This is a genomic window from Yersinia kristensenii (assembly GCF_900460525.1).
Lineage (GTDB): Bacteria > Pseudomonadota > Gammaproteobacteria > Enterobacterales > Enterobacteriaceae > Yersinia > Yersinia kristensenii.
The window spans coordinates 3,900,885-3,913,462 of sequence record NZ_UHIY01000001.1; the positions used below are offsets into that span (position 1 = coordinate 3,900,885).

Genomic DNA, 12,578 nt, shown 5'->3' on the forward strand with positions numbered 1-12,578 from the left:
AAATTTCGGACAAATTTCGGACATTTTCGGACATCGTCCACTTAAGTAATTGATTTAAAATGAAATTAAAAAAAGACCGAATACGATTCCTATATTCGGTCTAGGGAAATGGCTCTTGGGAGAGAGCCGTGCGCTAAAAGTTGGCATTAACGTAGGCTTGTTCAGCCGTACTCTCTAAGAATAGTCGAGTACATGTGTTTCGCCAACTTAGCAACAGAATTAATCAATCACGGTTGCAAACTATTTGGGATAGTAAAAATCAGCTCATAAACTGAACAAGGTAATTGTCTGTTAGATAGAGACAAATATCTGTGTCCACCAAAATTTTCGAGTTTACTTTTGACATAAAGTCGTGGCACGCTGCAGGAAAGGTTCCAAACTCATCTTTTGGCCCGGCTTCTCACTGTCATCCAATAATAAAATATCTAACGGCTTTGCCAGGACATGCCCCGCTTTCATCTGTTCATTCGCAACATCATTGAGTGGATATTGGGCTAATGTACTTGGGTTTATCACAAATAAAGCCCCGCCAGAGCGGCACTCTAACATCACCTCTTCTCGATTAAATGCCCATTGTTTGCCAAACTCAAACTTACTGACGGTCACTATCTTCCCGGCAGCAATAGCGTTTACCGATAACATCAGTAATGATAATGTCAGCACAAAACCCTTCATTTAAATTATCCTCAATTAACTGATTGCCTTGATTTTCGCGTATACCGTGACGTCGATGCAAGCTTACAGGCACTATGTGCCAGGTATTATTTCACACTATACTGGCGCTATCGTCGCAAAAATACTCACCAAAAAGAGTACCGCCGCACCAACAATAATTTCTGCGCAGCTATTTACAACCAACCAATAATGAGCTTTTTTCGGCAATTTCCGAAGCATAGGAACAATCAGGTAGCGGTTGATCACAGCAATGACAATCATCAACAGTACCAATATTACTTTACTGAGTAATAGCATCTGATAGACAGATGTCAGCGTTAAAGAAGTCTCACGCAGTATAATAATGCTATTAATAATTCCGGTGGCCAATACCAGTGCGACTGCCAAATGGCCCCAACTTGAAAACCTAATTAACGTAGTGATAGCTTCGCGTTTAGCATCACCATGGCGGGTATATGCAAGGCAAACCAGTAATGCGGGCAAGCATCCTATCCAATAACCTGCACTGAGCAGATGTATCACTTGATTGATCTGATGAATCCATCCCAGTACACCCTCGTGCATCGCCGCGTGACCGATAAAGGCCAGGCTTGCTAATAACAACGTTGAACAGCCCACCACTAGCCGATAGTAAACACGGGTTGGGCTGAGCAAAACTATCCACATGCTCAAGATGGATAAACCGAGATGCCATTGCCATATCTGACCAAAACGGGTGCCTAATACCGCCCACCATACATTTAGTTTATAGGTATCAGCCCAACCATCGCCCATCAAGCCGGCCTGGATAGCCAGAAGCCCGATAGCGGAGGCTAACCCCAAGAATGTACTGAAAATAAGGAGAGGTGATAAGCGTTTTTTGAGTGTTGAAGAGAAACGGTCCGGTGCTAATAAGGCGGTGAAAACACTGATGCCAAACATCAACATCACCGCCAAAAAATGCAGAAAGCGACACAGAACGAATAGAGTCGCCAGAGACATATTATTTCACTGTGAAGCTGTAAGTGCCTTTGGTTTTATGACCATCAACAGACACTACATGCCATGAAACATCGTATTTCCCAGCTTTCAATGCACTATCGATCGGCAAGATTAATTGTGTGTTATTAACTGGATCCAATTTAAGCTCGCCGGTTTTGACAATATTATTGTCTGGGCCAGTCACTTTCACACCACTGAAATTCAATTCAATCCCTTCAGAAAAGCCAAGTGTTACGGCCTCTGGCGCTGAACCGATGGTCGCATCAGCAGCAGGAGATTCAAGTTTCAGGTGGGCGTGAGCCAAGGCTTGTTGGCTGGATAGCCCAACAAATAACACAATAAGTGCCGAAAGCATGCGGCAAGAAGAACGTACTTTGCGAATAAACATAATATCCCTTAATCGATGGGGAGAAGAATCTGTCTGCTACCAACCATATCCTATATTGGCAGCGCGAACCCCTATCACTTCCAGTCAATTGCACTACCTGTGAGGTAGGGCACAAAATAAAACGCCAAATTATGAGTGGCGCTTGAAATATAACCAATAGTTGAGCAGCAATTAAGCTCAGTTAGCGCTTTTAGCTTGGTAGAAAATGATAACGATTTCAATATAACAAGTCGAGAAACCATAGCTAAACAACATGTTGTTAGCACGAAACAATAAAATTAAGGCGAAAAAAGGCAGACGAGTATGGCAAAAGAAACAATAAAAAAACCGCAATTTCTATTTCCACTAAGAGTGAATAGAAACTGCGGCGAGTTCAAATCAAGCCAAAAAAATTAAGCCTGAACGTGGTTCTGTGCTGCCATGGTTTTCAGATCTTTATCGACAAAGAACAATGAACTACCGCTGTTACCCACCAGTGCCAATTTGTCCAGAATAGATTTGAACAGTTTTTCTTCTTCATGCTGTTCAGACACATACCATTGCAGGAAATTGAATGTAGAGTAATCGTGAGTGGTCATTGCAACATGGGCTAGCTCATTAATTTGAGTTGTAATAAGTTGCTCATGCTCATAAGTCAGTTTGAAGACATCAGCCAATGATGCGAAATCTGTCGGCGGCGCACTGATTGTACCCAATACCGGCATAGCGCCCGTTCCGCTCAAGTATTCAAATAAACGCTGCATATGTTGCATCTCTTCTTGAGAATGCTCTTTTAAAAATGCTGCCGCGCCTTCAAAGCCTTTATCACTGCACCAGGCACTCATCTGCAGATAAAGATTGGCAGAGTAAAATTCCAGATTCAGCTGTTCATTAAGCTTCTGAGCCATTTCTGTTTTCAACATAATAATTCCCTAATTTTTATAATGCAGGTAAGCAACGATTAACTTGGCGTATTATGCCAAGTTAAAAACAAAATAAGAACACCCTATTCACATTAATATTTAATAAAAACATTAAATAATTTAACTTGTTGATTATAATCGGTATTTTTAAAATAAAATATGGTATTAATTATTATAAGAATCATTCACATTAACACCAGAATACTAAAAAGAATGATTCTTATTTGAGATTTATTTCAATAAATAATAACCTTATGACTTTGAGGTCATATTATCTCACTGCTAAAACACTTAATTAGACATTATTCGTTCACATTAGCCCCTTGCCAATATCTGCCAGCTGCATTACCTTTTGCGCAATACTCGCCGACACGCCATGAAGGAGAAAAAAAATGGGATATAATCTGGCTGAGCTTTCTGATGAAGAAACAGCAAAAATGAATGTCGATCTGGCCGCTTCTGGGGTGGCATTTAAAGAGCGCTACAATATGCCGGTGATCCCTGAAATGGTTGCTCGAGAACAGCCGGATGAGTTACGTGAATACTTTTTACAGCGGCTAGCACACTACCGTAGTGAATCAAATAAATTCTCTCGCTTGCCGTATGAGCCAAAAATGAAGTCCTGAGTAAGAGACTCCCGCACAAGGTTCTGCGGGAGTTTAGCGGTGAGAATCGCTAGGATTTTCGGGCAAACTTGTCGGTAGCAAGAATCAGTTGGTGCAAGATCCCGGGTTCATCAAAGGAATGTCCGGCACCTTCAACAATATGCAATTCAGCCTCCGGCCATGCTTTGGCTAAATCCCACGCATTCTGTGGCTGACAAGCCATATCATATCTGCCATGAATAATTACCGCAGGAATATGGCGAATACGCGTAACGTTATCAAGCAGTTGGTTATCACTATCCAAAAAGCCCAAGTGGGTAAAATAGTGATTTTCAATGCGAGCAAATGCCAGAGCAAAGTTATCTTCACCGAAAGAAGCTGCGCTTTTGGCTGGCAGTAAAGTGACTGTTTCGCCCTCCCACAGGCTCCAAATTTTTGCGGCCTCCAATTGTACCGCTTTGTCAGGTGAGGTTAGCCGTTTGCGGTAAGCAGCAGTGACATCGCCCTGCTCTTCTGGTGCTAACAGGGATAACACGCGCTGCCATTTATCTGGGAAGAAGCGGGAAGCCCCGTCCTGATAGTACCAATCCAACTCTTTTTTGCGCAGAGTGAATATCCCGCGTAAAACCATTTCACTAACCCGTTCGGGATAGGTTTCACCATAAGCCAACGCCAGTGTTGACCCCCAAGAACCGCCAAATATCAACCAATTATCTACACCGGCCATCTCACGCAGCCGTTCAATATCATCGACTAAATGCCAGGTCGTGTTGTTATCCAAGCTGGCATGGGGAGTCGATCGCCCGCACCCGCGTTGATCAAACAGTAATACTTTGTATTTCTTTGGGTTGAAAAGTTGTCGATGATAAGGTGCTATCCCGCCACCAGGGCCACCATGAATAAATACCGCGGGTTTACCCTCAGGGTTACCACAGAGTTCCCAGTAAATCTGGTGACCATCACCCGTGTCTAGTAAGCCACTGTCGTAAGGCTCATACGCTGGATAAAGCCCACGTAATTGTTCCATTATTTTTCCATGTTTGTTAAGACACTCAAGTTATCAAAGCCTATACAGCCCGCAGGGTCAACGATAAAACATTACATTTACGCCAATCAGCACATTAATTCCATCAACAGGTGATAAATACACCATAACTTAATTAATTTTCATGTCTTACCCCAAAACATTGCGTGTATTAGAACGTAACAAGAGATATTAATATTTAATAATATCTTTATTAAACAATATATTAAGTATATTCATACTTTCTTTCCTTGCAACTCACCCCTATTAGGTGGTTAATAGGTGGGCGTACCAACCTAACCGAAGGTAAAGAGAGGCAAGCCATGAGTAAGGGAATGGACAGCAAAAAGAACGCGAAGAAAAAACCACTAAAAACGCCAGCTGAGAAAAAGGCTGAGAAACGCGCTAAAAAGTCATCTTCCACTAGCGCAGAATAACGGATTTTTCGTCTCGTCAGTCAACCCGCCACGATAGGCGGGTTTTTTGTTGCTAATATTCAAGCATTGCGGGGGAGAATAAATATGTGTTTTCGTGTCATCGATACTGAAACTTGCGGCTTTGAGGGCGGTATTGTTGAAATCGCATCTGTTGATGTCGTTAATGGGGTCGTAATCAACCCTATGAGTGACCTGGTTAGCCCAGATAGACCAATCAGTCTCGATGCCATGATAATTCACCATATCACGGAAGAAATGGTGGAAGGTAAACCACGAATTGCCGTTGCGGTTAGAAAATATCAAGGGAGCCCTTATTACGTCGCTCATAATGCCCCCTTTGACCGCGGTGTGTTGCCGGAAATGGGTGGCCAATGGATTTGCACGTTAAAGCTTGCTCGTATGCTCTACCCTGATATTAAACACAGTAATCAATATCTGCGTTACGCTTTGCGCCTGAATGTTTCAGTGCCAGATAATCTTTATCCACATCGAGCTTTGTATGATTGTTATGTCACCGCCGCGCTGTTGCAGCGCATCATGCGAGACTCAGGATGGAATGCTGAGCAAATGGTGGAAGTAACGCAACAACCGCTGTTATTACAAACATTTAAGTTCGGGAAATATCGTGGAAAAAGTATTGAACAGATAGCCCGGCAAGATCCGGACTACCTGCGCTGGATGCTGACCTCAATTGCAGACCTTACACCCGATATGCGCCATACCCTGACACATTATCTGGCGTAACCGATTTTGTGAATCAAGCTAAAGAGAGAATAAAAGCATATTCCAAAGCAATATCTTCATAAGCTTTGAAACGCCCTGATTTCCCCCCATGGCCCGAATCCATATCGGTATAAAGCAATAATTGGTGGTCATCCGTCTTCATTTCCCGCAGTTTCGCGACCCATTTTGCAGGTTCCCAATATTGAACTTGGGAGTCATGCAACCCGGTAGTCACCAGCATGTGCGGGTAATCTTGGGCTTTAACCTGATCGTATGGGCTATATTGCTTGATGTAATCGTAATAGGCCTTATCGTTTGGATTGCCCCACTCATCATATTCGCCAGTGGTCAGAGGGATAGATTCATCCAGCATAGTGGTAACCACATCAACAAATGGCACCTGCGCTACAACACCTTTGTAGAGTTCAGGCGCCTGATTAATAACAGCCCCCACCAACAAGCCGCCTGCACTGCCGCCCATAGCGAAAACACGGTTAGCATCACCATAGCCTTTGGTAACCAATGTTTTGGTAACATCGATAAAGTCATTGAATGTATTTAATTTTTTGAGCAACTTACCATCTTCATACCATTGCTGCCCCAGTTCACCGCCCCCTCGAATATGTGCCAGTGCGAAGACAAAACCGCGATCTAACAGACTTAAACGGCTACCACTGAATACAGGATCCATGCTGCTGCCATATGACCCGTAGCCATAGACCAACAGCGGATTACTGCCCGGGGTAAAGTAATCACGGTGATAAACCAATGAAACGGGTACTTTGACACCATCTGATGCGGTAACCCAAATCCGCTCACTACGGTACTTTTCTGGCGTGAAATTCTTAACTTCCTGCTGCTTGAGCAACTGACGAGCACCCGTGTCCATATTAAGCTCATACATGGAACTTGGCGTGGTCAGGGAGGAATACCCATAGCGCAAGAGTTCAGTTTCTGGCTCTGGGTTATACGCCAACCAAGTGACATAGGTGGGGTCATCAAAAGTCACCGATTTCTGTTCATCGGTAAGCCAGTGAATTTGCCGCAAATGCGTCAATCCTTCACTCCGCTCTTCCACCACCAGCCAATCACGAAAGAGGCTGAACCCCTCCAACATAACATCTGTTCTTGGCGCAATTAATGGTACCCACTGAGATTCATCAGCGAAATCAACCGGCACTTTAGCTGTATCGGTGATTTTATATAGGCCGAAATTTTTGCCATCTTTATTCGAACGTAAATAAAAATGCTGCTTATAGTGATCTAAACCATATTCATGGTCTTTGCGGCGTGGCGCGAACATTTGCGGCAGCGGCTCGTGCTGATCAGCATCTAATAGTAAAATTTCAGATGTTGTGGTGCTACTGAGATGGATGACAATAAAGCGCTCAGACGTGGTTTTTTCTAAACCAACATAGAATGTATCGTCCGCTTCCTGATAAATCAGCTGGTCCGATGCCGGATCAGTACCCACGACATGACGATAGACTTGATAAGGTAGCAACGTTTTTTCATGCTTACGCACGTAATACAATGTTTTTGAATCATTGGCCCACTCAAAGCTACCCGACGTATTGCTGATCACTTCCTCGTGCCAGCTATCACTTTGTAAATGTTTTACCCGGATATCATATTGGCGCCGTGATAAGAAATCTTCAGCCACTGCCAGTAGTTGATTATCTGGGCTAACATCCAAGCCCCCCAAAGTGTAGAACTCGCTTTTCGCAGCACGTTGATTACCATCGAGTAATGTTTCCCAACTACTATCAGCCCAAACCGGTTGGCGCACGTAAATGGCATATTCATTACCTGGTTCAAAACGTGTTTGATAGCGGTAACCATTGCGAATATAGGGGACGGACTCTTCTTGGGGTGGAATACGGGAAACCATTTCCTGATACAACGTTTCGCGAAGCGGTTGCTGCGGTTTCAACACCGACTCGGTGAACTCATTTTCAGCTTGCAGATAGTTCAGAACATCAGCATCAGTGCGCTCATCATCACGTAGCCAATAATAGTCATCTGTACGGATATCACCATGCATCGTCATCGGATAAGGGCGTTTATCTGCCTTTGGAGGTGTGGTCATTAGTTGAAGTATCCATCTGTGTTCGTTATCCCGAGAGTGACACGAATACCTGTTGATGCCAAGCGGCAGCATCTGCTTAAATTTGAGTTGAAGGAGGATAATTCAATGATAAACAACATGATAAACAACATGATAAACAGGTGCAGGATAGATTTGCGCCAGCACCTGTTTGGTACGTGATTAGCTTAATTCTACTGTTGCGGCTCAAGTACTCAAGGTATAGGTAATGGTGCCAGCTTTACAATCAAGCACCACTTGGTAGGTTTTATCGCCTTTTTTACCACGAGCGGTCAATGGAACCTGCCAGATATCATCTTTGCCAGTAATGTCTACTGCGCTAACCCAAGCCACCGGGCTATCAGTACCCAACAGTTTTTTATCTGCTTCCCAACGGGTTATACGATTTTGTAGAAAATCCCGTTTAACTTGGGTGGCAATCTGGGATTGATTTAACCCCATGCAAGTAGGGACTTTTGCTACCCGCGGTTCCTGAGCCTGTACACTACTGATGACACCGACCAAAGCCGCAGCCACTATTAAGGCGAGTCCTGTCTTTCTCATCATTCCTCCAGATATTTTTATTTCTATCCTCTGGTTGGAACAATGATTGAAAGGGGCTTACAGAGTGAATAGCGTTACAGAATCAAAGTATTAACGCTATTTAATTAACACCGAGTAAATTCAATCACGTAAAACTGCTCCAACCCCGGATAGATCTCCTTAATCACTTTTTTCAGTTCATCCAGCGACATATTTTCTTGCTCGGCATGGCGTTGCGTCAGTGCATCCAAGGTGACTGGAGTGACGGATTTAACCAAAATATTGCAGAAAAACACGCCGTCTTCATTGCGACATACGCGCAGGGTTTCCCCTGGGCAAAAGTCGGATTCACTGCTATCCCGAATGGTGATCGTTTTGCGATCAGCCAGAATATCCGCCTCAAACCGGCGAAAGAAGGTGATTTCACGATTCATTTTAGATGCCTTTTTCACTTCCTGCCGAAATCAGGCAGATTAAGCGGCTTGATCTGCTTCAGGTTTGGATTTTTTCTCTGGCGCGATCTTTTCAACTTTCGCTTTCGGCTGCCCCTCGGCGGATGCCGTTGGATGGGCACCACGCAGAATTTGCCCTAATGCGTCTTTGTTCTCTGCAAGGAAGAAACTCAAGGCCTCGCGTTGATCTTCTTCCAGTGTTAAAGGTGACTGTGACAACCATTCAGACAAATTGTCAGCCAAATCCAGCATTTTATCGTAGGCATCGGCTTCTTTTTTGGTTGTGAAAGTCATTTTTTCCTCACCCTGTCTTACCACGACGAATTTTATTTCAACGGCCATTGATACGCGTCCTCTTCACTTACAGATTACTGTACATAATCACAGTATAATGTGATTTATTGGGGCGATGCAACCACCATCGCCCTTTACTGTGATTATTTTAATAAACGGGCTTTGCAGTTTTTGCCTTTGATCTTGCCTTGCTGTAACTGCTGTAGAGCACGTTTGGCGCTCGCCTTGCGAATAGCAACATAAGCATGGACCGGGAACATATCGATTTTACCTACATCTGCGGCGGTCAGACCGGCTTCACCGGTTAAGGCCCCCAGAATGTCGCCAGGACGAATTTTAGCTTTGCGCCCACCATCAATGCATAAGGTAACCATTTCAGGTTCCAGCATCGTGTTGGCACTGCGGCTTACCTGCTCGGCTGGCGTCCATTTCAGTTTCATTTGCATATAATCTTCAATGGCATGGGCACGGGTCATTTCCTGTGGAGTACACAGGCTGACTGCCAGACCGCTCATCCCTGCCCGCCCGGTACGGCCAATGCGGTGCACATGAATTTCCGGATCAAACGCCAGTTCGAAATTGACCACCAGTTCCAAGTCTTTAATGTCCAGACCACGGGCAGCAACATCTGTTGCAACTAACACCCGGCAACTGCGGTTGGCAAAACGCACCAGCACTTGATCACGATCGCGCTGTTCTAAATCGCCGTGCAAAGCCAACACGCTGATGCCACGGGACTCCAACGCCTCATAGACACTCTGGCAATCTTTTTTGGTGTTACAAAACACCACACAAGAGGCCGGCTGATAATAACTGAGGGCCGAGATCAACAGCGGCAACCGTTTTTCGCGCGTGGTTTCGAAAAATACCTGTTCAATCGCGGGAGCTTCATCACCATCATCAACTTCAACATTGACTGGCTGGCGCTGAACCCGTGCACTGATCTGTTCAATACCTGCCGGATAAGTCGCAGAGAACAGCAACGTCTGGCGCTGTGGCGGGGTATAAGCAATCACATCATCAATGGCATCGGTAAAACCCATGTCCAACATGCGATCGGCTTCATCCAGCACCAGAATTTTGAGGTCATCCAGCACCAGGGTTTTCTTGCGCAAATGCTCCTGAATACGGCCCGGCGTGCCGACGACGATATGCGGGGCATGCACCAGGGAATCCAACTGATGGCCCATCGGCTGGCCGCCACACAAGGTCAGAATTTTAATATTCTGAGTAAAGCGCGCTAACCGGCGCAACTCTTTGCTGACCTGATCAGCCAGTTCACGAGTGGGACACAGCACCAAAGCTTGAGTCACAAACTCACCCACAGCAATTTTGTCCAGCAAACCAATGCCGAAGGCCGCAGTTTTACCACTGCCGGTTTTGGCTTTTGCCCGAACATCCTGCCCATTGAGGATGGCCGGTAATGCTGCGGCCTGTACCGGTGTCATCTCGGTATAACCAAGTTCATTAAGATTGGACAACTGCTCAGCAGGCAGTGTCAGGGAAGAAAAGGACGTTGTGCTCACGGCAGTAACTCTTATAACGGAATGGAATGGCAGCGATGGCCTGAAGGCGAGCGCAAGATTTTGGCGCGATAATACCAGATATAGGGCTATTGCCGGAACTATACTGCATCAATACCGGCAAAATGCCGTGATTCTCTGCGTAGACACCGATACGCAATCGTTTTCGTTGCTATTTTGCCGTATACTCATGCCCGTAAAATTCATCGCGTATCAAATTATTGTGTAACTTTTCCACTGATGTAGGTATCTAACTATGCTGACTATTGGAACCGCACTGCGCCCAAACGCCACCCGTGTCATGTTGCTTGGCGCAGGCGAGCTAGGCAAAGAAGTGGCGATTGAATGCCAAAGGCTGGGGCTGGAAGTGATTGCGGTTGATCGCTATGCGGATGCGCCTGCAATGCATGTTGCTCATCGTAGCCATGTGATTAACATGCTGGATGCCGCAGCGCTCAAGCAGTTGGTCGAGCAGGAAAAACCGCACTATATTGTGCCGGAAATTGAAGCTATCGCCACTGATATGCTGGTTGAGTTAGAGAATATGGGCCACAAAGTTGTGCCCTGCGCCGAAGCGACTCGCTTGACCATGAACCGCGAAGGAATTCGCCGTCTGGCTGCTGAAACACTGCAATTGCCGACCTCCAGTTACCGCTTTGCCGCTACCGAGAACGCATTCCGTCAGGCAGTGAGTGAGATGGGTTATCCGTGCATTGTCAAACCGGTGATGAGTTCTTCCGGTAAAGGCCAAAGTTTGATTCGCAATGAACAGCAACTTCAAACCGCATGGGATTACGCGCAACAAGGTGGCCGGGCAGGCGGCGGCAAAGTGATTGTCGAGGGATTGGTACACTTTGATTTTGAAATCACCTTGCTGACCATCAGCGCAGTTGATGGCATCCATTTTTGTGCGCCTATTGGTCACCGTCAGGAGGATGGCGATTACCGTGAGTCCTGGCAGCCACAAATGATGAGTGATATTGCGCTGGCGCGGGCGAAAGAGATTGCATCACAAGTGGTCACCGCGCTCGGTGGCTATGGGCTATTTGGTGTGGAGTTATTTGTCTGCGGTGATGACGTTATTTTCAGTGAAGTTTCACCGCGCCCTCACGATACCGGCATGGTGACCTTGATTTCGCAGAATATGTCTGAGTTTGCCTTGCATGTGCGCGCATTTCTCGGCTTGCCAATTGGCACCATTCGTCAGTATGGCGCAGCCGCGTCGGCGGTTATTTTGCCCGAATTAACCAGCCATAATATTGCTTACCATGGGTTGGAAACCGCCCTGGTCGGTGACACACAAATTCGTTTATTTGGTAAACCCGACATTGCAGGTAAACGGCGGTTGGGTGTGGCGCTGGCGGTAGCGGATGATATTGATACCGCGATTGAAGTGGCAAAACGGGCCGCAGATGCGGTGGTCGTGACCGGTAAATAGCGGTAACAGGTCAGTCATGCGTAACAGCCAATAAACCCGCCTTCGCGACGGGTTTATTGGCATTGGACAGCAAAAAACGAGAACTTACCCCTCGTAAGGATCTTCTATTTCGTCCGCATCCTGCTCATTATCACGACGATAATCAGACTCATCATTGTCATCAAAGTCAGAATCTTCAAAGATAGGCATGGCTTGTGGATCATTCTGGTGCCGCTCGCGAATCTCTGCGGCAACCAAAGCAATCGCCTCGCCACTGCTCATTCCTTCCGACATGAATTGGTGAATACGTTCGACAGCTTCTTGCTGTTCCTCATGAGAAAGTGAAGGCATACCCGCTAACATTGATTTATCTCCTGCATATAATTGATTCAGTATACCTGTTTATTGTTATTTAAAGTGAATCGCTATTTACGGTGAATTGACCGCGTCGGGTGAACAGCCCCCAAATACCGGGTAATTTATGCTAATCTTCCCCAACTTTGGTGGTGAAAATAGCCTTACGCCGCC

At 45.7% G+C, this 12,578-nt stretch carries 14 protein-coding genes; 3 read left to right on the plus strand and 11 right to left on the minus strand.

Features of this window, described 5'->3' with window-relative positions; translation table 11 throughout:
- Window positions 1-333 precede the first annotated feature (333 nt).
- The 4 genes from DX162_RS18005 to ftnA form a co-directional block, all read right to left on the minus strand.
- Window positions 334-675: a YebY family protein gene (locus DX162_RS18005; RefSeq protein WP_004389933.1), complete on the minus strand. Its 342-nt coding sequence runs from the start codon at window positions 673-675 to the stop codon at window positions 334-336.
- A gap of 96 nt (window positions 676-771) precedes the next feature.
- Complete coding sequence (gene copD / locus DX162_RS18010; RefSeq protein WP_004389932.1) at window positions 772-1,656, minus strand: copper homeostasis membrane protein CopD; 885 nt, start codon at window positions 1,654-1,656, stop codon at window positions 772-774.
- Window position 1,657: 1 nt separating this feature from the next.
- Complete coding sequence (yobA, locus tag DX162_RS18015) at window positions 1,658-2,044, minus strand: CopC domain-containing protein YobA (RefSeq protein WP_032819543.1); 387 nt, start codon at window positions 2,042-2,044, stop codon at window positions 1,658-1,660.
- Between the two features lie 392 nt (window positions 2,045-2,436).
- The gene (ftnA, locus tag DX162_RS18020; RefSeq protein ID WP_004389930.1) at window positions 2,437-2,946 is read right to left on the minus strand and encodes a non-heme ferritin; all 510 of its coding nucleotides are present in this window, start codon (window positions 2,944-2,946) and stop codon (window positions 2,437-2,439) included.
- 392 nt (window positions 2,947-3,338) lie between these two features.
- On the opposite strand from ftnA, the gene DX162_RS18025 reads away from it, so the two are divergent.
- Window positions 3,339-3,572, plus strand: coding sequence for a DNA polymerase III subunit theta (locus tag DX162_RS18025; RefSeq protein ID WP_004389928.1), 234 nt, complete (start codon window positions 3,339-3,341; stop codon window positions 3,570-3,572).
- 49 nt (window positions 3,573-3,621) lie between these two features.
- On the opposite strand, the gene pip is transcribed toward DX162_RS18025, so the two are convergent.
- Window positions 3,622-4,578, minus strand: coding sequence for a prolyl aminopeptidase (gene pip, locus DX162_RS18030; RefSeq protein WP_004389926.1), 957 nt, complete (start codon window positions 4,576-4,578; stop codon window positions 3,622-3,624).
- 518 nt (window positions 4,579-5,096) lie between these two features.
- Between pip and exoX the strand changes: the two genes are divergently transcribed.
- On the plus strand, window positions 5,097-5,756 hold the full coding sequence (gene exoX / locus DX162_RS18035) for an exodeoxyribonuclease X (protein ID WP_004389917.1): 660 nt from the start codon (window positions 5,097-5,099) through the stop codon (window positions 5,754-5,756).
- A gap of 13 nt (window positions 5,757-5,769) precedes the next feature.
- Here exoX and DX162_RS18040 read toward each other — a convergent pair whose 3' ends face one another.
- The 5 genes from DX162_RS18040 to dbpA all read right to left on the minus strand — a co-directional run bounded on the left by DX162_RS18040 (window position 5,770) and on the right by dbpA (window position 10,636).
- On the minus strand, window positions 5,770-7,824 hold the full coding sequence (locus DX162_RS18040; RefSeq protein ID WP_004389916.1) for a S9 family peptidase: 2,055 nt from the start codon (window positions 7,822-7,824) through the stop codon (window positions 5,770-5,772).
- 204 nt (window positions 7,825-8,028) lie between these two features.
- Entirely contained in the window at window positions 8,029-8,385 is a 357-nt protein-coding gene (yebF, locus tag DX162_RS18045; protein WP_032819542.1) for a protein YebF, read from the minus strand.
- 104 nt (window positions 8,386-8,489) lie between these two features.
- On the minus strand, window positions 8,490-8,798 hold the full coding sequence (gene yqfB, locus DX162_RS18050; RefSeq protein ID WP_004389914.1) for a N(4)-acetylcytidine aminohydrolase: 309 nt from the start codon (window positions 8,796-8,798) through the stop codon (window positions 8,490-8,492).
- A 39-nt stretch (window positions 8,799-8,837) separates the two neighbouring features.
- Window positions 8,838-9,158 (minus strand): YebG family protein, encoded by a 321-nt coding sequence (locus tag DX162_RS18055; RefSeq protein WP_004389913.1) that lies wholly within the window; start codon window positions 9,156-9,158, stop codon window positions 8,838-8,840.
- Window positions 9,159-9,253: 95 nt separating this feature from the next.
- Window positions 9,254-10,636 (minus strand): ATP-dependent RNA helicase DbpA, encoded by a 1,383-nt coding sequence (dbpA, locus tag DX162_RS18060; protein ID WP_004389912.1) that lies wholly within the window; start codon window positions 10,634-10,636, stop codon window positions 9,254-9,256.
- Between the two features lie 253 nt (window positions 10,637-10,889).
- Here dbpA and purT point away from each other — a divergent pair, with 253 nt between their 5' ends.
- Window positions 10,890-12,071, plus strand: coding sequence for a formate-dependent phosphoribosylglycinamide formyltransferase (gene purT, locus DX162_RS18065; protein WP_004389911.1), 1,182 nt, complete (start codon window positions 10,890-10,892; stop codon window positions 12,069-12,071).
- 84 nt (window positions 12,072-12,155) lie between these two features.
- Here the strand turns inward: purT and DX162_RS18070 are convergent, their stop codons facing one another.
- Window positions 12,156-12,413, minus strand: a complete 258-nt coding sequence (locus tag DX162_RS18070) for a YoaH family protein (RefSeq protein ID WP_004389910.1) — start codon at window positions 12,411-12,413, stop codon at window positions 12,156-12,158.
- Window positions 12,414-12,578 lie beyond the last annotated feature (165 nt).

Excerpts from the sequence above, each read along its gene's own strand:
- DX162_RS18005 (WP_004389933.1), bottom strand. The coding sequence starts at position 675 with ATGAAGGGTTTTGTGCTGACATTATCATTACTGATGTTATCGGTAAAC.
- copD (WP_004389932.1), bottom strand. The coding sequence starts at position 1,656 with ATGTCTCTGGCGACTCTATTCGTTCTGTGTCGCTTTCTGCATTTTTTG.
- yobA (WP_032819543.1), bottom strand. The coding sequence starts at position 2,044 with ATGTTTATTCGCAAAGTACGTTCTTCTTGCCGCATGCTTTCGGCACTT.
- ftnA (WP_004389930.1), bottom strand. The coding sequence starts at position 2,946 with ATGTTGAAAACAGAAATGGCTCAGAAGCTTAATGAACAGCTGAATCTG.
- DX162_RS18025 (WP_004389928.1), top strand. The coding sequence starts at position 3,339 with ATGGGATATAATCTGGCTGAGCTTTCTGATGAAGAAACAGCAAAAATG.
- pip (WP_004389926.1), bottom strand. The coding sequence starts at position 4,578 with ATGGAACAATTACGTGGGCTTTATCCAGCGTATGAGCCTTACGACAGT.
- exoX (WP_004389917.1), top strand. The coding sequence starts at position 5,097 with ATGTGTTTTCGTGTCATCGATACTGAAACTTGCGGCTTTGAGGGCGGT.
- DX162_RS18040 (WP_004389916.1), bottom strand. The coding sequence starts at position 7,824 with ATGACCACACCTCCAAAGGCAGATAAACGCCCTTATCCGATGACGATG.
- yebF (WP_032819542.1), bottom strand. The coding sequence starts at position 8,385 with ATGAGAAAGACAGGACTCGCCTTAATAGTGGCTGCGGCTTTGGTCGGT.
- yqfB (WP_004389914.1), bottom strand. The coding sequence starts at position 8,798 with ATGAATCGTGAAATCACCTTCTTTCGCCGGTTTGAGGCGGATATTCTG.
- DX162_RS18055 (WP_004389913.1), bottom strand. The coding sequence starts at position 9,158 with ATGGCCGTTGAAATAAAATTCGTCGTGGTAAGACAGGGTGAGGAAAAA.
- purT (WP_004389911.1), top strand. The coding sequence starts at position 10,890 with ATGCTGACTATTGGAACCGCACTGCGCCCAAACGCCACCCGTGTCATG.
- DX162_RS18070 (WP_004389910.1), bottom strand. The coding sequence starts at position 12,413 with ATGTTAGCGGGTATGCCTTCACTTTCTCATGAGGAACAGCAAGAAGCT.